Genomic DNA, 19,429 nt, shown 5'->3' with positions numbered 1-19,429 from the left:
AAAGGTTAAACAACTGGCTTTCGAGCGTACATCACAACGAAATTGTAATATTTGTAGACGCAGTCAACGTCAATGAAGCCACAAGTTCGAAGCCAATTCAGCTGTTGATCGAGGGGAGCCATTTTATCCAACTTCGTCCTTTCGTAGGCAGCTTGCAGCGCTTCATGAGTTAGATCAGTGGCCTCTACTTTAGCTACCCAATCAGAACGGTACAATTGATCAAGGAAGGGGCTGCTGCCTTGGACTTGATCTGCGTTAACGAAGACCCCGCCTGGTTTAAGCAGTTTAAATATCTTTCGATACAGCTCGTGCTTAGCTTGATCCTCAAGATGATGAATGGAGAGAGAGGAGATGACGCAATCAAAAGGTTCATCTGACTCGAATAAACTGTAATCCTTCGCCATGTATGTCACGTTGGCTTGTGTTTCTCCAAACCGCTGTTTTGCGACGTCGAGCATGCTTTGTGAAAGATCAATCAGTGTTAGCATCGCATTTGGATATTGATTGATGACATAAGCGGAGAAGAGGCCGGTACCTGCTCCTAAGTCGAGAATACGTGGAGATGCATGATCGACCTGCACAAGTGAAGTTGCTGTGTGGTAAAAATCATCAAAACAAGGAATCAGTTTTCTCCGCTGGCTATCATATTTCTCAGCAATTTCGTTGAACTTGGTTGTGATTTGCTGGTTTGCTTGCTCGCTCATAGGCTGATCAACTCCGCTCCATAGATTGAATATTGCTTCTTGGTTTTATTTTAAAGGGAATTGCAGGGAAAATCTAAGATATAAAACCGATTATCTTTATAGGTATAAACTATTAAGCGGGCATGAACTATTGCAAATAGTTCAAAAAGGTCAATGTTTTGTTCGACGCAACAGCTGATTAAGAACCTCAGAGAAGACTAATCCGATCGCGATAGCACCAGATAACAGGAAGGCTTTGGCTGCAAGTTGTACGGCCAGATCATAGTGGTTGAGAACGACATTACGCATCGCATCATAAGCTAAACCCCCAGGAACTAACGGGATGATACCCGATACACTGAATACAATAACAGGTGTTTTGTATATTTTCGCAAAAAATTGACTGATAACGGTTACGAAAAAAGAGGCAATCAACGTGGCCAGGATTGGGTCTAAAGGAATCATTTGAAGGGAAACATACAGCATCCACCCGCACATACCCACGAAGCCGCACTGCAATAGTGTGCCCTTAGGAACATTGAAAAGGATAGCAAATGCCGCAGTCGCAATGAAACTCGTTATGAGCTGTTCAATCATCATCATCCTAAATCCCCACCCCGTTATAAAATGAAAGTACAAAGGCAATGCCAGCTCCAATGGCAAAAGCAGTTAAGAAGGCTTCAGCGCCTTTGGAAACCCCTGAAACGAAATGACCTGCCATTAAATCACGTACCGCATTCGTAATAAGAAGTCCCGGAACAAGAGGCATGACAGAGCCAATAATAATCGTATCGAGTGCATGACCAAACCCCATTTTGACAAACAAGAAAGCCATGGTTCCAATAAGTAAGGAAGCCAGAAATTCAGCGAAGAACTTAATCGGCACTAGCCGATGGAAATAGTTAAGGAATGCCAAGCCAACCCCGCCAGCAATGAACGCAGGGAAGAAATCAGGCCATTCTCCATGGAACATGATTAAGAAACAACCGCTTGCAACAGCTGCGGATAGGATTTGAAACCAAGCGGGATAACGCATCTGAGCCACATCAATTTCCTCAAGCAGCCGATAAGCTTCTTTAGGCGATAGATCCCCCTGGCTGATACGTCTAGAAATAGCATTCACAACCGTGACTTTGCGAAGATCGGTCGATCGAGCCGATATACGAATAAGTCGTGTGGTCTGCTCAGGTCCATCGATGGAGAAAATGATGCCAGTCGGCGTTACAAAGCTATGGGAGTTAGGCACACCAAAAGCTTCAGCGACATGGGTCATGGTGTCTTCGACACGATAAGTTTCACCACCGTTTTCCAGCATGATTTTACCAGCTAGTAAACAAACTTGTGCAATTTCGTAGTTCGTAGCAGCAGGATACACCATGGTTTGTCCTCTCCTGAAAAAGTATTTGCCAAAAGTATAATATATCACGGATTCCAAAGAAAATCCTAAGTTGAGAATAATTATGAACGTCGAACGACAATAGGTCATGGCACGGTATGTTCTTAACAACAAAAGGAAATCGTAAAAAAGGTAAGTTACCATAAGGAGGAAAATCATGAGAGCTTTTAGAAATACCATTCTTGCGATGTTGGCTGTATTACTCATCATAACAAGCAGCATGACTATTTATGCAGAAAAGCCCTCCGAACCGCTCAAGGCAGCATTCGTTCGAAGTGGCGACCTATGGATGAAAGCTGGTACCAACGAGAGACAACTAACCCGAGGTGCATACATATTAAACCCGAAATGGTCTTATGATGGCCAGTGGATAGCTTACACCAAAGGCGAAAATGAACAGGAACTGTGGCTATTACAGGTTCAAACTGGACAAAGTCATCTTGTTGCACAAGAAGGCGGAAGGAGCTTTCAATGGCAACCTAACCGGAATTCTCTTGCATTTCTAAATTCGTCGCAGCTGAATTGGATAGACTCCGATGAACTTGCAAAACCGAAGAAAATTGCAGAGGGTATCGGTAATTTTTCCTGGTATCCGGATGGGAGCGGAATATTAGTTTCAATGGAAGCTAAGCTATTAAACGAGGGATGGACACCGATACGAATAATGAAAATACCATTAACCGCGTTTGATGAACCTAACCGCTTCGAGACGTTGTATGTGCTGCCCAAGCAATCTGATGATTTTTTTGCTGTTGCCACAAGCATCTTCAAATGGTCCGCAAACGGACGTTGGATTGCTTTCTTGGCTAAGCCTACCGCATCGCTGTCGGCCGATGGCAACACACTGTGTGTATTATCCGCAGATGGTTCCGTTTTCAAAACGATTGATCAAATGGTTAACAACGAGCAATGGTTTGAATGGGAGAGCAAAGATGAGACACTTGGCTTTATCGAAGGTGTCGGAAGAGAGGCTACAACGAATAAACATTTGAAAGTTATACGGTTTCCTGCCGGAAAATCTGTTTCCTACACACCCAAGGGATATGTTGAACACAGCTTCACTTGGCTTGGAATCCGTGATATCGTTACTTCAAGATCCAAAGAAGCGGAGTGGTCGATCGACCCTGCTAAAAGGCAATTTCCCTATTTGGTTAATGTGAAGCTGAAGAGTCATCAAGAGAAACAATTGACGCAGCCTTTGGATACTTACGGTGATTTTAATCCTATTTCTTTACCCTCACACCAGTTGGCATGGATTAGATCCAATCGCAGCTATTCAAATGTCGTGGTTACCGGTCCCCATAGCAAAAAAGCTGAAATTTGGATCGAAAACATCGACCTTGGTGCTAATTACTACGAGCAGAGGAACTGGAATACGGTACTAAGTTTTTATATTCGAAAATAAATGAATGTGACGATACTTAAAAGACAAGTCATAATTGGTGTATAATGGAATTAAAAAATGTTGTGAGGTTATGTGATGCCGAAGTATATTGCACTATTGCGCGGAATTAATGTCAGCGGTCAGAAGATAATTAAGATGGAAAAGCTGCGAAGCATTTTTGAATCCATGGATTATAAGAATGTGATTACGTATATACAGAGCGGTAATGTTATTTTTGATTGCGAGGAAGATGACGCTGCGGTCGTTCGTGATCGAATTGTGAGCGAACTCAAGGCTCAACTTACCTTTGATATTCCCGTTATCATCCGAACATTAGAAGAATTGCACGAGATTGTTGAGAACACACCTTACCAAAACGTCAATGTAGAAGCGAATGAACAAAGATATATTACCGTATTGTCTCATTCAGCGACTGATGCGGCTGTCGCAAAATTAGAATCCTTTCAAAATGAAGTGGACGAGTTCTGCGTCAAAGGGCTTACCGTGTATTTACTCATACGTAAGAACTACGGAGATTCAAAGTTCAGCAACAATTTCATCGAAAAGAAGCTAGGCGTATCCGCAACAACGCGGAACTGGGAGACCATGAACAAATTGATTCAACTTGCAGAAGGAAGGAGTTAATCCTAGATGGCCTATGATGATGAACATATGAGTTACAAGGATACGTTTATCCAGGTTTCTGCTGACTGTCCAGTTGAAGTAGGAACGGTACCTTCCATGAAAAAGGATAGTAAAACAGCTCACTTGATCCAATACGAGCTGCTGTCTCAAAACCCTTACAAATATACACAAGGCGAGCTTATTTATGAGGTCTATTTGCAACATAAGCAAATCCCTCAGAGTGAAATCGAAGTTCGCAGTGCTGAAATTCGTGAGGAGCTTTTTTCTAAAAACCACCCTTGTTTAAGAGCATCGATGCTTCCAAAGAAGCACGGTTGGGGTGTTCATTACAATGAAGAAGGCAAAATTGCGATCTACCCCATGGAATCTGAAGCCTACCAGCAGTTTGTTGAAGCGGGGACTCAAGGTGAAGAGGGTCCTAAGTTGTTATTTGCGATGCGAAATTCTCGCGGGTAAAAGAAATAGGAAAAGAAAAAGGAATCCTTTTATCTAAGGGATTCTTTTTTTGTAATGAGGTAGTTGCCCGGTAATCGTCTATTTTCGAAGAGACTGTAATAGTAGAGATATATGCATACTAGCAAAAGGGGACGTGAAAGCGGAGTAGACATGGATGAAAGTGATGTAAGTAAAATGTTGGAGTTAATACTTGAAGAGATGTGTGGATTCTAAGAAATGTGATAGGTAGTGGAGTAATTGAAGTGAAGTGAAGTGAAGGAGATAATTCTAGAATGAGATGTGTGAACTATGGATGGTAGGAGTACTAATAAATATTTGCGAATGATGCGAACGCTCGCTCCAGTATTCGCGCTTGTCTGGCTCTTGCTGGCATGCTTCATGCCAGAAGCAACCCAAGCCTCTGCGTCTCAAATCGCGGCGGATGAGCAGCAGCACGGGATTGCAATTCCCGTGCTGAACTACCACAGCATCGGGGTGGAGCCAGGGAACACGTACGTGCTCCACCCCGATATGTTCGCGCGCCAAATGGACTATTTGGCCGCGCATCATTACACCCCGTTGACGCTGGGCGACTTCGCGCGCATCCTCGAGAAGAAACAACCGTCACCGGAAAGGCCCGTGCTGCTCACGTTCGATGACGGCTATGCGAACAATGCGGAGGTGGCGATGCCGATCCTCCAGCGACATGGCTTGCCGGCGACGTTGTTCCTGTCGCTAGGATTTATTGGCCAGCCAGGCTACTTGAGCTGGCCACAAGTGCGAGAGCTGAGCGCGGCGGGGTGGGACATAGCGCCGCATAGCATGACACATCGCCATCTCCCACAGCTCAGCATAGAACAGCAGCGCGAGGAGATCACGGAATCGCGCCGACGTATTGAGCATGCACTTGGGAGGAGCGCAGATGTTTTTGCTTATCCGTATGGCGAGTACAACGAGGATACGATCAAGCTCTTAAAAAAGGCGACATACCGTTATGCCTTCACAACGAAGGAAGGGTATGCTACGTCGAAACAATCGCCATATGAACTAAGTCGAATTGTCGTTCATGGCGAAGATGATTTGGCAACATGGGTTCAGAAGCTTGCTATTTCTGGAAGAAGGAGCTAAAGTTTCCCCTTGAAAAGCTAAAAGTCTATTCGTTTTTTCTCGTTCAGATCTAACTAGACAGTAGAGTAATGTATTTTGGAACCGAAATCCGTTTGTTTAGAAGGATTAGATTTTATTGGGGGGTTGGAGAGTAAACCAATCCCTTTTGGATTGGTTTGTTGGTTGGATTTGGTTGGGTTGAATGGTTTTATTGGTTTTTCTGTTTGTTTTTATTTTTCTTCGGTTTTGTTTAACTTGTTTTTCTTTGGTTTTCTTAATTAGCTGAGTTGGTCTGAGTAAGCCAGCTTGCAGCCTTTTCTTGGTTTAGTTTAGTGAAAGTGTTGTATATCGTACACAATTCTCATTGATTTCTGCTCATTCAGCTATCAATGTTGTATGCAGTACAACAATTAAGTCTTATTTCTCTCTTTTGAGCATCTTCTAGAAAGAAAAGTTATATTTTATGCAACAATCGCGTGGTTATCGCGGATTTAGCTGCCTAATGTTGTAGAAAATGCAACAATTTGAACCATTCTCGAAATATTTCAGTCCATTTTGTTAATTCACACTAAAGCTTTTGGTTAGTAGTGGATTTACCCAGATTTTTTAGTATAATCGTAAATAGAATGATAAGCTCTAACTACACTATTTCGGTTAAGGAGTCGTACAATGTCAAAAACACTAATTTTCGGACATAAAAATCCGGACACTGATTCAATCACATCAGCAATTGCTTATGCTGCACTGAAAACGAAATTAGGCCAAGAGGTTGAGGCTGTTCGTCTAGGCAGTGTGAATGGTGAAACTCAATATGCTTTGGATACTTTTAAAGTTGCAGCGCCTCGTCAAGTTGAAACTGTAGCCAATGAAGCAGCTAATGTCATCTTGGTTGACCATGTTGAGCGTCAACAAAGTGCTACAGACATCGATCAAGTGCGTGTTGTGGAAGTTATTGACCACCATCGTATTGCTAACTTCGAGACTAGCCACCCGCTTTACTACCGCGCAGAGCCAGTTGGTTGCACAGCAACCATCCTAAATAAATTGTACAAAGAAAATGGAGTTTCTATCGACAAAGATATCGCAGGTTTGATGCTTTCAGCTATCATTTCGGATTCCTTGTTGTTCAAATCCCCAACTTGCACGGAGCAAGATGTTGCCGCTGCACGTGAACTTGCTGCAATTGCTGGCGTTGATGCTGAGACCTATGGTCTGGAAATGTTGAAAGCTGGCGCAGATCTAAGCGACAAAACAGTTGCACAATTGATTTCTTTGGATGCTAAAGAATTTCAAATGGGCAGCTACAAAGCCGAAATCGCACAAGTAAATGCGGTTGACGTTAACGATGTTCTTTCCCAGCAAGCTGAGATTGAATCCGCGCTTAATGCCATCATCGCTGAGAAAAACCTGGACTTGTTCTTGTTTGTTGTGACAGATATTCTTAACAATGATTCCGTTGGTCTGGCTCTTGGACGCAAAGCAGACGCTGTGGAGAAGGCTTACAACGTAACGCTTGTAGACAACAAAGCACTGCTTAAAGGCGTAGTTTCACGTAAATCACAAATCGTACCTGTTCTTACGGATATCTTTAACAACCTGTAAGATTCAGTTTAATTACGAAGACACCGTTCCGGATGAACGGTGTTTTTTGGTTGTTTGCTCGTCTTTTGGTATGATAGAAGGGAATCGAAAGGAAGAGGTGATGATGAATTGGTTGATAACGTACAGCAAGGCAATTATGAAAAGGCAACTTTTGCTGGCGGATGTTTCTGGTGTATGGTGACACCATTCGAGGAACTGCCAGGCATTATATCCGTTGTGTCAGGTTATATTGGCGGTCACACAAGCAATCCGACTTACAAAGAAGTGTGTTCGGAGACAACAGGTCATGCAGAAGCCGTTCAAATTACATTTGACCCCGAATTATATCCTTATGATAAATTACTTGATACATTTTGGCGTCAGATTGATCCCACCGATGCAGGAGGTCAGTTCCATGACCGCGGATCTTCTTATCGGACTGGAATTTTTGCGCATAGTGACGAGCAGAAAGAGAAGGCTGAAGCTTCCAAGCAAGCCCTCGAGGATAGTGGCCGATTCGATCGTCCTATCGTAACGGAAATCGTTCGGATTGATGCGGAAGCCTTTTACCCTGGGGAAGAATATCATCAGGATTATCATCACAAAAATCCGCAGCATTACAAGGCCTACCGCAAAGGTTCAGGACGTGATGCCTATATTGCAAAGCATTGGAATACTGCCAAGGATAAAGCGGAGCTTAAGCAAAAATTAACACCGATTCAATTTGAAGTAACGCAAAATAATGCGACGGAGCGCCCATTTGAGAATGAGTTCTGGGACTCTCGCGAGAAGGGTCTGTATGTGGACATCGTTTCAGGCGAGCCGTTATTCAGCTCCTTTGACAAATTTGATTCTGGCTGCGGCTGGCCAAGTTTTACAAAACCGGTATTCGAAGGCAGTGTGAAAGAGAAAGCAGATCATAGTCATTTCATGATACGTACAGAGGTGCGAAGCCATGAAGCGGATTCCCACCTTGGCCACGTGTTTAATGATGGTCCAGGGCCTAATGGTCTTAGATATTGCATTAATTCAGCCGCACTCCGGTTTATTCCGTTAGCCGATATGGAGAAGGAAGGGTACGGCGCTTATCTTCGTTTCTTTGAGGAGAAATAAGACTTTTCAGCTACAATTCGCAAAAAAGACGCTAATCAGGAGGAAGATCCTGGATAGCGTCTTTTTCATTTACATGGATGTGCGATTGACTACATAGATAATCAATGCAAGCACTCCAAGAGCAATAGCAATCACATAGAAAAACGTAAGACGAGACCAATTGCCTTTGGTTTTGTTGTCGTATTCGGGATTGCCTTCCTTATTTGTTCGGGAGTGACCAATCATCACTGTAAATAAGACTGCTGCTAGTAAGATTACAGTAAAGATTAAATAATAAGCATTGCTTGACATCACAGCACCGCTTTCTGTTAATTTCATGGTGTTGAGCTCATTATAACCTTATTTTTACAAATTTAAAAATGTGCCGTCATTCTTTGTACCAAGGGTTCAAATGGATAAGGACTTCATCGACATCACCGTGCTGTTCCATGATGGATTTCTTGATAGCTCGGGAGATATCATGACCTTGTTGGATCGTGAGTTCTCCTGGAATGGCAACTCGTGCATCTACTAGAATGTAATGACCATGCTCTCGTGCTCGTACACGGTCAATTCGTTTCACCTGTGGAACCGCTTGGATTAACAGCGTATATTGATGCAACTTTTGTTGATCGACTGTTTTCTCCATCAGGACATCAAAGGCTTCCTTGCCCATTTCAACAGCTAATTTCAAAACCAATAAGGAAACGATAATTCCCGCTGCTGCATCCCCGTAAGATAACCATTGAATGTTATAAGTTTTACCAACAAAGGCCAATCCAATTCCAATAACTGCTGCCAAAGAAGCGTAGACATCGGCCAAGTGATCTTTGGCTGTTGCAATTAGCCCCTTACTGTTCGTTCTGCTGCCAATCCGCATTGTATATACATAGAGGACGTATTTCCAAACCATAGACATAGCTGCCGCAATAAAGGCAATTAAGCTCGGTGCTAGAGGCTCGTGGAAAAATGCAACTGTCGAATGATAGGCAATATAAATGGCAGCCAGCGCAAGGATAAAAGCTACAAATCCAGAACCTAACACCTCTGCTTTGCCATGGCCATAGGGATGGTCTTCATCGGCTGGAAGCTTGGAAATTTGCATGGCACTAAGTGCTGCGATCGTGGCGATAATATCACCTGCGTTATGAACCCCATCCGCTAATAAAACCTCACTATGAAACAGTAAGCCAATTACGATTTTCATGATGGTGAGAATGATGTTGCTGATTAGGGATAGCCATATCGCCCAAACCGATGATTTGTTGTCGTTGTTCATTAATGATGACCTCCTACAGAAGTGTTTCCCCAAGGAAAAAAAATCCCTTGACCAAGGGTCAAGGGATTAGCTTCATTTTTATATGGGAATCTAGCAAATTATAATAGGGCATGTTCAACACTTCACTTTACACAAATATCTTTGTATAATACCACACATAGCAGTAATTAACAAATCATGATTCCGTCACCTTCACGAAAGTAAAAACAAGATGGAAGGGGAGCAGAAATAGTTCTATGTTAAAGCCTTGGCTGATTGAAATTGAACACCAATTGCTCCCTAATTTGGAGCTATACAGTAAACAAACTTACGATCCAATTGTTGTACACTATATACCTAAGCCATGGAAGCTTGTTGGTTCTGGCAATTATGCAGCCGTACTTTCACATCCGGATTATTCTGAAGTTGTTGTTAAAGTATATGCGCCAGGCAGACCGGGAATTGGAGAGGAAAAGGAAGTATATAGACGTCTTGGGAAACATCCCGCATTTTCAGAATGCTTGCATGCAGGGGATAATTATTTGGTACTGCGCCGTTTGACTGGCGTTACTTTATACAAATGCTTACATCGAGGGATACCGATTCCACGACAAGTCATTACAGACATAGATGAAGCACTCGCTTATTCAGTTAGCAGGGGCCTAAATCCTCATGACGTACATGGGAAAAATGTAATGATGAAAGATGGCAGAGGATTAGTAGTCGACGTGTCGGACTTTATGAAAAGCGAATATTGTCCCATGTGGGACGATCTCAAAAATGCCTATGACCTTTTCTATTATCCTTGGGTGCGTAAAATGCCCATTCCCGACTTTGCTTTGAATGTTGTTCGGAGAAGCTATCGCAAATGGAAGAAATATCGTAGAAAGAGCAAGTGAACCGAAATTTAATATAAAAGGGAGTTTTGTTTATGAGAGTACATGAATTTGAGATCCATTCAGATTTACAACGAGCCGACTTATCGGCCATCTCTGCAAAGTCTTCTCATTTTATTTCGGACATTACAATAGACTTTGAGCATGATCATAAGCACCATATTGTGGATGTCAAAAGCCTGCTGGGCATGCTTCTAGTCCCGATCAAAGCAGGAACAACACTTCGTTTGCTTACAAAAGGCAAAGATGAGGAAGAGGCTATGCACTTTATATTTGATTTGTTTTCGCCACATCGAGGGAATGAATGACTGGGTACTATATTTTAGGGATGATAGGGGAGGAATGTGCGAGATGAGTAAGTATCACATTGTGGTTGTTGGTTGCGGCAGTATGGCGAATGTATGGGTTGAGTATATGTTAAAACGCGAGGATAGTGACATAGTCGCGCTTGTTGATATTAAAACGGAATTCGCACAAGCCATGGCTGAGCGCCATGGTCTTACTTGCGGCGTCTATACGAACCTGGAGCAAGCTATTCAGGAAAGCGGTGCGAATCTGGTTCTGGACATCACGATTCCCTCCAGCCATTTCCAGGTGTGCGGAACAGCACTCCGGCAGGGATGTGACGTCTTCGGTGAGAAGCCGATGGCTGCCACGATGGCGGAAGCGCGGGAGCTGGTGCAGCTGGCGGAGCAGACGGGGAATTCCTTCTCCGTCATGCAGAACCGTCGCTACGACGCGAACATCCGCGCATTGCGAGAGATCATACACGCGGGTACGATTGGCCGCGTTGGTTATGTCGGCGCCGATTTCTTCTTGGGGCCGCATTTTGGGGGCTTTCGCGAAGCGATGGAAAGCCCGCTCATTCTTGACATGGCGATCCATACTTTCGATCAGGCTCGGTTTATTACTGGGGCAGACCCCGTTTCGGTGTACTGCCAGGAATTCAATCCTCCCGGCTCGTGGTACGCCGGGAATGCCTCTGCGATCTGCATCTATGAGCTGTCAGACGGCTCTGTGTTCTGTTACCGCGGCTCCTGGTGCGCGGAAGGGGCGCCGACCTCATGGGAGGCGGCTTGGCGTGTGACCGGCGAGCAGGGCACCGCACTGTGGGACGGAAGCGGCGCTCCATACGCCGAGATCATCGCCGCCGGTGACCAAGCCGGCAAGTTCATCCGCGATTACGCGAGAGTGGAATCGGAGGTGAACTGGCCCGGCCGCAGCGGCCACGTCGGCTGTCTGGACGAGATGTTCGCGGCGCTGGAAGAAGGCCGCCGCGCGGAGACGGACTGCCGCGATAACATCAAGAGCATGGCGATGGTGCTTGGCGCCATCGACAGCGCGAAGCTTGGCCAGAAGGTTGATCTGAGGAACTACTGGAACTAGGACGCTTACGTGCTGCTGCCTTGTGATACTAGGGGTACTTGTTGAATTCTGGCTGCGACAGCAACCTTCTGCCGCAGCTGTTACTCCGGTACTTACAGTATATGCACCAATTCACTCAACGCTTGGGACAAAGATGTACAGAATTAGCTACTCCAAGTAATTCATGCTGCAATTCGAGTTCATATTGGATTTGTAACAAAGCGGCGAGCGGATAACCAACAAGATGCAGAAAGTGCAGCAAATCTCAGATTATTTTATGTATGGAGAAGTTTACATGTATTTGGTACATCAAATTTCCTCATATGAAGCCAGAATTGGCCAAATGCTTCGAATTAGCTGCACAATTTGCAGCATCTTACATGAAATCTCCGTTATTAACAAATTTAGCTGTACTTTTTGCATCAAACAAAGAACCAAGGTAACGGAACCGCTGTCTACTCTTGAATGCTGCTCCATAACGCTGATTTTCATCGCTAAAGTGTCGATATGCGAGTGAATTGGCACCATAGTAATGAAATTCAATCTTAAAGAATCACCAAATTAGGCGAATTCCCTAACCCTATCATGCAAAATCAAAGAAGAGGTTAAAACAGAACGTCCTGTTTAACCTCTTCTTCTCATTTTAATGAATATCTTTCTTTTTAAATCTTCCGCCTTTTACATCATGGATATTGCCAATGGCGAGGAAAGCTTTAGGATCCAATTCGTCCAAGATGGACTTTAGCTTGGCTTCTTCTAATCGGGTGATGACGCTGAAGATCACTTTTTTGTCATCTCCTGTAAAGGCGCCTTCGCCTTTAAGGTAGGTAACGCCGCGGCCAAGCCGGGACGTTATGGTATCCCCGATTTTGTCGGATTCGTCGCTGATAATCCATACAGCTTTGGATTGATCGAGGCCTTCGATGGTGATATCAATCATTTTGAAGGCAATGTAATACGCAATGAGCGAGTACATCGCATGATCCCATCCGAAGACAAAGCCTGCGCTGGCGAGAATGAAAAAGTTGAAAAACATTACGATTTCGCCAACGGAGAATGGTGATTTTTTGCTAAATACAATAGCTACAATTTCAGTTCCATCGAGCGAACCGCCTGAGCGAATGACTAATCCTACACCAATACCAAGTATAATTCCACCGAAAACTGCGGCTAGCAAAGGATCTATGGTAATCGCTTGTACAGGATGCAGCAGGGAGGTTCCTATTGACATAAGGACAACGGAAAATAAGGTAGAAATGGCAAATGTTTTGCCGATTTGTTTGTAACCTAAAAGTAAGAAGGGTAAATTCAAAATAACGAGAAATACGCCTAGCGGAATTTTCGTCAAATGAGAGACGATGATGGAAATTCCGACAACTCCGCCATCAATAATATTGTTGGGGACTAAGAAAATTTCCAAACCAACAGAAAATAAGGCTGATCCGATGATCATGAAAAAAATTCTGCGAATAAATTTGAGGCGGGTTAATTTTTGATGTTGGGAGCGTGCTTGTTCAGCTCCAGCCGATAGGTTTGACATGAAGGGTTCCTCTTTTCCACATTTCATTCAGTTGGGTTCTAATGAATAATGAAGGAATGAGGCCCGTGTAACCCGAGATGAATTTGAGAAAAGCTAATAAGATACTCTTCAATCGCTCCCATATTTTGGATAATATAAAAATAATAAAGACAACGAATACGGTCATCTCATATTGTTTGTCATAATCTTCATGTCTCTGAATCTTATCTTCCTGAGCTCGTATTGTTTCTTTGGATGGCGGATGATCTTGAACGGTTAAAGCAGGAGTTGTATTGGCTAGAACGATGATATCGGTATCGAAAGAATAGTGGTGTGAAATTGGCGGTGTCAAAGGAAACACGAACAACCCAAGAATGATCCAGACCAAAATCGTCCATTGACATTTATGTTTAAAATGATGCAGGAACATTTCCTCCAATCCTAATTTGCAACCAAATTTGCTTGAATTGTAGCACTTCAGTCCCACTGAGTCAAACTTGAAAGCGGTATCATTTTTTATTTTCAAATCATGAACAGCGTGATAAGATGAAGTGTAATTGTGACAACAATGTTGTAAGCGCACACATTATGGATCCCTTTTCATAACTCCTTCTAACGCTTGACCTTGACCTAAGGTTAAGGTTTATTCTAAGAAAAACTTGAAGGAGGAATGAACATGTCTCGAGATCATCACATTTATCAAGACAACACAGAAACTTATGACTTACTAATTAGTAAGCAACCAAATTTAGCAAAGGTGATTCATGAGATTAGACCTTATGCGCATTTGGATGTGGTAGATTTAGGGGCAGGAACTGGCAGACTTTCTATGTTTCTTGCCGCGGAAGCCAATTCACTTTGGTGTCTGGATAGCTCCAAGGCCATGCTGAATGTGTTAGAAAAAAAGTTAACTACAACAACTTCTTATGCGAACTGGCGAACGATTGTTTCCGACCATAGAGCGCTGCCAATTGAGGATACTAGTAAGGATCTTGTCGTAGCAGGGTGGAGCTTATGTTATCTGGCTAGCTCGAATAATGTGGATTGGGCGAATAATTTGAAACAAATGATGTCTGAAATTAGGCGCATTCTTAGACCAGGCGGAACGGTTATTATTCTAGAGACTTTGGGAACGGGTTTTGCGGAACCGATCAGGTATGATTATTTGGCACCCTATTATCAGTTGTTAGAAATTGAATATGGATTTGAACACACCTCGTTAGCCACCGATTATATATTCAAAGATGTGAATGAAGCTGTACAATTAACCTCGTATTTCTTTGGAGAAGATTTCGGAAAGCAAGTGAGGGCAAATAATTGGCATGTGGTACCAGAATATGCAGGTATTTGGTATAAACACTTCAATTAATAGCACCAATTAATAGCACCAAAAATTATCGTAATAATTTATAATAGACAATTTTCCAAGGATATAGTCCAATTGACCTATAGTGTTTGTGAATCGCTTGGTAAACATGATGATCCAGCATCCTTGGGGGGAGTTTGCATGTTGAGGATCTTAATACAGAAAAACAATTGGCTGCGGTATGTGATAGCAGGCTTCGTAACTTTAAGTTTATACATCGGATTAAATCACATCATCACCGTTGAAGGCGCCGATAATAATCCGCGATTCATGATGCTTCGGTTAGAGGACATTGGTCCTGGTGGCTATTATAGTACACCTGAAGGGCTCGGAAAGCTGAGAGCTGTCTTTGATTATTTGCATCAGCAGCATGTACCCTACAGTATGGCGGTCATTCCGCGTTGGATTAATATTAGTCAAGACGGTAAACGATATGATCGCGCTATCGATCAGTTGGATAATGACTATATTCAAGCATTTGATCGCGTGCTGCGCGAAGCTGTGGAGCATGGCGGATCTATTGGCATGCATGGTTATACCCATCAGGTAGGAGATGTATTTCGTGAGGATGGTCATCAAGCCTCGGGTATAGGGAACGAGTTTAATGTTGTAGATAAGCCTGAAACTGCGACTACTGCTTTTGCAGAACAACGTGTTCAAGAGGGTTATCGCCGTTTTCGCCTTGCTAATTTATCGCCCCATTTCTGGGAAGCACCACATTATCATACAACGCCAGATCAGGATAAGGTGTTTCGTTCTTATTTTGGACTCTTTTATCAACCAGATGTTACGATCGATTCCAACCCGCCTGCAGCCCAGTATAAAAATGTTCTTAATAAGGGGTTTGGAAATACGTCGTTTGGCAATGTATTCGTACCGACAACACTTTCGTATATACCAAGTGGTAAAGATGAGAAGTTCATTCTTAATCAAATGGGGAAAACAGAGCGAATTAACTCTTTTTTCTATCATCCTTTTTTGGAATTTAGCCATCTGGTACCAGTCGTGGATGAGATGGGTGAACAGCTACTTAAGGATGGTATACCGCAATTTCAATATGCCGGTGAAAATAAAAGTGTGTTACAAAAGCTGATCACACAGATTCATTTAAAGGGTTATCCGTTCTATTCCATACATGATTATGTGCCCTTTACTCCATCGTTAAGTTTGAAGGTTGGAAACACGAAATCTACCCTCGTACAAATCGGTAACGTAACAGGCAGAAATCAAAATGACATTGTGACTTGGGATAAGAAGACCTCCAACCTGTCGGTCATACAAGCTCAGTACACAGGTTTACGCAATGAAAACCAACCTGCCCAACGGGTTTGGGCGTCCTTGCCTTATGAAGATGGCTCATCATTTACACTTAATGGTATGAATGACCGCCATAAAAAAGGTCTTTGGGTCGTTCGACCTTCCGGCAAGCTTGAGAGCTACGCATCCAATGGGATTTCGTTCGAGCGACAACAAATTTGGACGATTCCGGCTAAACGCTGGTATGATTTGTATGAATTGCATCAGTCCAATGGGGATTGTATCCTTGCTGGTCAATCGCAAGATCGAAGTCAACTTCTGGGTTTATACTTGCATGGAGGGAAAGTTAAAGAAATTAAGCCCTACACGTTCAGGTCCAATTCTTCAAGAGATTTACTTGTGAGAAATTTACGAAATGAGGACAGCCAACGCTTGTTTTTGTTTAAAGAGAATACCTCCCAAGGCGTGGAATTTGAATTGGATACAGCGAACATGCAATGGAAGCTGAATAAAGTTAATCTGAACATTCCTGATGAGCTTGGCGGCATCCGGTTCGGTGATTTCAACGGGGATGGCAAGGAAGATATTTTACGCTCTGACACCAAAAATTTAACGAACCGTGTGTATCTACAAACATCGGAGGGTGAATACAAACTGCTCTCGGTATTTGGTCCTTGGGGCCGAACGAATGGGCGTTTAACCGTTGCTGATTTCGATGGGAACGGTAAAACGGATATCGCGATGTTATCAAACGATGATGGTCTATTAGACGTTGCTTTGTCCTATCAGAGTCTGAATGTTAATGATTAAAAAGCAAATGAGGGGCCATGTGGCTCCTTTTTTTGCAATTTGATAATATAAGTATATATCAGTGGGATTTGAAGGAAATAGAATAAGGCTATGCGAATCAAGGAGGATCATTTTGAGAACACCTATTTTATATGGCTCAGTGCATGTGTTGTTTTATCGAAACGAAGAGGTTTTATTATTGAAGAGACAAAATACAGGGTTTCAAGACGGCAATTGGAGCGTTGTTGCAGGCAGGATGGATGGCGATGAAGAGGTGATCGCAGCTGCAATAAGAGAAGCGGAAGAAGAAGCAGGAGTTGTCATCAAGCCTTCAGATATTGAAGTTATCGGTGTCATGCATCGCAAAAATACGACGTCCGAATGGGTGGACTTCTTTCTGAACGTACATAGCTGGCAGGGTGAGATCACGAATAAAGAGCCAGAGAAGTGCGAGGAATTGAAATGGTTTCATTTGAAAGAGCTGCCTGATAATATGGTTAGTTATATTCGGCATGCCTTAGAGAAGAAACAACAGGGACTCTGGTTTGAAAGTATAGGATGGTGAGCATATGCGTAATGTCAAGATAGATATCAGAAGTATTCGAGTAGAAGAAGCTAAGGATTATTGGGCGCTGCGGCTTGAGGCACTGCAAAGAAATCCGGCAGCATTTGGCGCTGCCTATGAAGAATCGGTTTTGCTGCCTATAGAAGAAGTGGAGAAACGAATTGGTCAAGATAGCAGCAATTATATTTTGGGTGCTTTTACAACAGAAGGCCAGCTTATCGGGACCGTAGGTTTTAAGCGAGAGCAAAGTCTTAAGCTGAAGCATAAAGCCTTCATTTGGGGCGTGTATGTATCAGAGAATTACCGCGGTCAAGGGATTGCCAAGCAATTAATGGCAGAAGTGATTCGTAGAGGGAAACAATTAGAAGGTTTGAAGCAAGTCACCCTTAGCGTGGTAACTACGAACAAAGCAGCTGTTGAGCTTTATCGCAAATTAGGTTATGAGACGTATGGCGTGGAACGAAATGCATTGGAATATGAGGGACAGGGCTATGATGAGGAAATGATGGTTTACATGTATAAGGAGCAATAGTTTATAAACGAAAATCACTCATACAACCAAGAGAGCCGCCAATGTGCGGCTCTTTTTGCTGTGATCTGGACCAGGTAGACTCTGACTGCATACAGTGTTAAAGATGATCCTATTTGACGAAGGTGATGACGTGCACAGTGTGGTTGGAATTCTTCTGGATCGAAAAACGTATTTAGGCATTCTTAGGCAGAAGACCGGATATGAGCGAATCGATCTATACAATAAAGCCGCAGAAAATCTTGGAATAACGCCTTTCTACATGTGCCTACAGCATATTAGTGAGAAATCAGTTCTAGGATTATGCTATGAAAATAAAAAGTATCGGCTGATTAGACTGCCTATCCCTAAAGTCACTCATAATCGTGCGATGACGCTTACGTCTTATTTACAGAAGCAATTAGGGCTTCTTTCTAATTCAAGTATTGTATTCAATGGACAAAATCGCCATGATAAACTTCGTATTCACAAGTTATTATCGACAAACAAATCGGTTCGAGATTATCTTCCTGAATCTATGGCTTACTCTTCAGAACAACTAATAGATGCAATGGAAAGATTATCATCTCTTTACATTAAACCTACTAATAGCAGCATAGGTAAAGGGGTGATTAAAGTCACTAAGAAAGAAAACGAGGAATGGCAGTTTTGCTGGAGTAATATCGAACCGAAAATGCTTAGTGATAAGAAAGCCCAAGCTTTTATCCATGAAAAAGTAGGAACACAAAGCTATCTTATCCAACAAGCGATTTCTTTGGCAACGTATCAAGGTCGCCCGTATGATCTAAGGGTTTCTGCCCAGCGCGGGGATAAAGGGAAGTGGCAGATTACGGGCATTGCAGGTAAAGTTGCTGCATCCGGTAGACATGTTACGAATCTGGCAAAAGGCGGAGAAGCTAGGCGATGTGAAGAATTGTTTCGGGCTAGCGGCTTTGATCCTTACCGAATGAAAGCGGATGTTGAGAAGGCAGCACTGATTATTGCTGAAAGCCTAAGTGAGCGCATCCCGGCTATGGCAGATGTCGGATTGGATGTTGGCGTAGACCAACATGGTAGAATTAAGCTTATCGAAGTAAATGGGAGAGATCAAAGGTATGAATTTAAGCAATTAAAAATGTATCAGACTTTTAATAATACCTATGAAACACCGTTACGATATGCTAAGTTTCTATTAAACCGATGAAGTTTCAATGAATCCAGCCCTATCTTTTATGGGGCTATTACATAGGAAATAGAAGAAATGGGGATTAACACTACTATAATTGGCATATTTAACTAGGACACAAACAGCGTTATACGAATAAACTTTAGTATGGCGTTGTAAAGGTGGAATTCGAAGGTGAAAAGTCGTGTGTTAATTATCAAAATGAATTTATTGCCCTGGTATAATGAACTTGATGATTTTCTAGAAATCCATCATTCAGACTTTCCAGGGCTTGTCCGAGATCAAATAGCAGCAATTGGCGAGTATTCGATTGACTTCATTAGTCGATTTGAAACAAGATTGAGGCAAATTAACAAAACTACTTCTTAGTAAAATTTACTTCTGCAGCTGATCATGT

General features: G+C 42.9%; 23 protein-coding genes. 15 read left to right on the top strand and 8 right to left on the bottom strand.

What is annotated here, in order from left to right; translation table 11 throughout:
• Nucleotides 1–5: 5 nt before the first annotated feature.
• The 3 genes from ACBP55_RS21250 to ACBP55_RS21240 form a co-directional block, all read right to left on the bottom strand.
• Complete coding sequence (locus ACBP55_RS21250) at nucleotides 6–704, bottom strand: class I SAM-dependent methyltransferase (protein ID WP_464644773.1); 699 nt, start codon at nucleotides 702–704, stop codon at nucleotides 6–8.
• Nucleotides 705–854: 150 nt separating this feature from the next.
• Entirely contained in the window at nucleotides 855–1,283 is a 429-nt protein-coding gene (locus tag ACBP55_RS21245; RefSeq protein ID WP_029199466.1) for a threonine/serine exporter family protein, read from the bottom strand.
• 4 nt (nucleotides 1,284–1,287) lie between these two features.
• A complete protein-coding gene (locus ACBP55_RS21240) occupies nucleotides 1,288–2,061 on the bottom strand; it encodes a threonine/serine exporter family protein (protein ID WP_464644771.1) in 774 nt (257 codons plus the stop codon).
• A 175-nt stretch (nucleotides 2,062–2,236) separates the two neighbouring features.
• Here ACBP55_RS21240 and ACBP55_RS21235 point away from each other — a divergent pair, with 175 nt between their 5' ends.
• The 6 genes from ACBP55_RS21235 to msrB all read left to right on the top strand — a co-directional run bounded on the left by ACBP55_RS21235 (nucleotide 2,237) and on the right by msrB (nucleotide 8,344).
• Nucleotides 2,237–3,484 (top strand): TolB family protein, encoded by a 1,248-nt coding sequence (locus ACBP55_RS21235; RefSeq protein ID WP_464644769.1) that lies wholly within the window; start codon nucleotides 2,237–2,239, stop codon nucleotides 3,482–3,484.
• Between the two features lie 75 nt (nucleotides 3,485–3,559).
• Nucleotides 3,560–4,108 (top strand): DUF1697 domain-containing protein, encoded by a 549-nt coding sequence (locus tag ACBP55_RS21230; RefSeq protein ID WP_464644767.1) that lies wholly within the window; start codon nucleotides 3,560–3,562, stop codon nucleotides 4,106–4,108.
• Nucleotides 4,109–4,114: 6 nt separating this feature from the next.
• On the top strand, nucleotides 4,115–4,564 hold the full coding sequence (locus tag ACBP55_RS21225; RefSeq protein WP_464644766.1) for a DUF6157 family protein: 450 nt from the start codon (nucleotides 4,115–4,117) through the stop codon (nucleotides 4,562–4,564).
• 288 nt (nucleotides 4,565–4,852) lie between these two features.
• Nucleotides 4,853–5,671 (top strand): polysaccharide deacetylase family protein, encoded by an 819-nt coding sequence (locus tag ACBP55_RS21220; RefSeq protein ID WP_464644764.1) that lies wholly within the window; start codon nucleotides 4,853–4,855, stop codon nucleotides 5,669–5,671.
• Nucleotides 5,672–6,319: 648 nt separating this feature from the next.
• Entirely contained in the window at nucleotides 6,320–7,252 is a 933-nt protein-coding gene (locus ACBP55_RS21215) for a manganese-dependent inorganic pyrophosphatase (RefSeq protein ID WP_029198317.1), read from the top strand.
• A 108-nt stretch (nucleotides 7,253–7,360) separates the two neighbouring features.
• Nucleotides 7,361–8,344, top strand: coding sequence for a peptide-methionine (R)-S-oxide reductase MsrB (gene msrB / locus ACBP55_RS21210; protein WP_464644762.1), 984 nt, complete (start codon nucleotides 7,361–7,363; stop codon nucleotides 8,342–8,344).
• A 69-nt stretch (nucleotides 8,345–8,413) separates the two neighbouring features.
• Here the strand turns inward: msrB and ACBP55_RS21205 are convergent, their stop codons facing one another.
• A complete protein-coding gene (locus ACBP55_RS21205; RefSeq protein ID WP_464644760.1) occupies nucleotides 8,414–8,662 on the bottom strand; it encodes a hypothetical protein in 249 nt (82 codons plus the stop codon).
• 49 nt (nucleotides 8,663–8,711) lie between these two features.
• A complete protein-coding gene (locus tag ACBP55_RS21200; RefSeq protein WP_464644758.1) occupies nucleotides 8,712–9,602 on the bottom strand; it encodes a cation diffusion facilitator family transporter in 891 nt (296 codons plus the stop codon).
• A gap of 236 nt (nucleotides 9,603–9,838) precedes the next feature.
• On the opposite strand from ACBP55_RS21200, the gene ACBP55_RS21195 reads away from it, so the two are divergent.
• The 3 genes from ACBP55_RS21195 to ACBP55_RS21185 are packed head-to-tail and all read left to right on the top strand — an operon-like array spanning nucleotide 9,839 to nucleotide 11,863.
• Nucleotides 9,839–10,480: a serine/threonine protein kinase gene (locus ACBP55_RS21195; RefSeq protein ID WP_464644756.1), complete on the top strand. Its 642-nt coding sequence runs from the start codon at nucleotides 9,839–9,841 to the stop codon at nucleotides 10,478–10,480.
• Nucleotides 10,481–10,512: 32 nt separating this feature from the next.
• Complete coding sequence (locus ACBP55_RS21190; RefSeq protein WP_464644754.1) at nucleotides 10,513–10,785, top strand: HPr family phosphocarrier protein; 273 nt, start codon at nucleotides 10,513–10,515, stop codon at nucleotides 10,783–10,785.
• A 43-nt stretch (nucleotides 10,786–10,828) separates the two neighbouring features.
• Entirely contained in the window at nucleotides 10,829–11,863 is a 1,035-nt protein-coding gene (locus ACBP55_RS21185) for a Gfo/Idh/MocA family protein (protein ID WP_464644752.1), read from the top strand.
• Between the two features lie 288 nt (nucleotides 11,864–12,151).
• On the opposite strand, the gene ACBP55_RS21180 is transcribed toward ACBP55_RS21185, so the two are convergent.
• The 3 genes from ACBP55_RS21180 to ACBP55_RS21170 form a co-directional block, all read right to left on the bottom strand.
• Entirely contained in the window at nucleotides 12,152–12,385 is a 234-nt protein-coding gene (locus tag ACBP55_RS21180) for a hypothetical protein (RefSeq protein ID WP_464644750.1), read from the bottom strand.
• Nucleotides 12,386–12,485: 100 nt separating this feature from the next.
• Nucleotides 12,486–13,382: a YitT family protein gene (locus ACBP55_RS21175; protein WP_464644749.1), complete on the bottom strand. Its 897-nt coding sequence runs from the start codon at nucleotides 13,380–13,382 to the stop codon at nucleotides 12,486–12,488.
• Entirely contained in the window at nucleotides 13,357–13,791 is a 435-nt protein-coding gene (locus tag ACBP55_RS21170) for a hypothetical protein (protein ID WP_464644747.1), read from the bottom strand. The genes ACBP55_RS21175 and ACBP55_RS21170 overlap by 26 nt, the downstream gene beginning before the upstream one ends.
• Before the next feature lie 246 nt (nucleotides 13,792–14,037).
• Here ACBP55_RS21170 and ACBP55_RS21165 point away from each other — a divergent pair, with 246 nt between their 5' ends.
• The 6 genes from ACBP55_RS21165 to ACBP55_RS21140 all read left to right on the top strand — a co-directional run bounded on the left by ACBP55_RS21165 (nucleotide 14,038) and on the right by ACBP55_RS21140 (nucleotide 19,401).
• The gene (locus ACBP55_RS21165) at nucleotides 14,038–14,730 is read left to right on the top strand and encodes a class I SAM-dependent methyltransferase (protein ID WP_464644745.1); all 693 of its coding nucleotides are present in this window, start codon (nucleotides 14,038–14,040) and stop codon (nucleotides 14,728–14,730) included.
• A 138-nt stretch (nucleotides 14,731–14,868) separates the two neighbouring features.
• A complete protein-coding gene (locus tag ACBP55_RS21160) occupies nucleotides 14,869–16,794 on the top strand; it encodes a DUF2334 domain-containing protein (RefSeq protein ID WP_464644743.1) in 1,926 nt (641 codons plus the stop codon).
• A gap of 112 nt (nucleotides 16,795–16,906) precedes the next feature.
• Nucleotides 16,907–17,338, top strand: a complete 432-nt coding sequence (locus ACBP55_RS21155; RefSeq protein ID WP_464644741.1) for an NUDIX domain-containing protein — start codon at nucleotides 16,907–16,909, stop codon at nucleotides 17,336–17,338.
• A gap of 4 nt (nucleotides 17,339–17,342) precedes the next feature.
• Complete coding sequence (locus tag ACBP55_RS21150; RefSeq protein ID WP_464644739.1) at nucleotides 17,343–17,870, top strand: N-acetyltransferase family protein; 528 nt, start codon at nucleotides 17,343–17,345, stop codon at nucleotides 17,868–17,870.
• 139 nt (nucleotides 17,871–18,009) lie between these two features.
• A complete protein-coding gene (locus tag ACBP55_RS21145) occupies nucleotides 18,010–19,050 on the top strand; it encodes a YheC/YheD family endospore coat-associated protein (RefSeq protein WP_464644738.1) in 1,041 nt (346 codons plus the stop codon).
• 156 nt (nucleotides 19,051–19,206) lie between these two features.
• Entirely contained in the window at nucleotides 19,207–19,401 is a 195-nt protein-coding gene (locus ACBP55_RS21140; RefSeq protein ID WP_464644736.1) for a hypothetical protein, read from the top strand.
• The last annotated feature ends 28 nt before the right edge of the window (nucleotides 19,402–19,429 follow it).

Source organism: Paenibacillus sp. WG02 (assembly GCF_055396115.1).
Note: the sequence above shows the minus strand (reverse complement) of the source record. Positions and strands in the feature narration are given on the sequence as shown.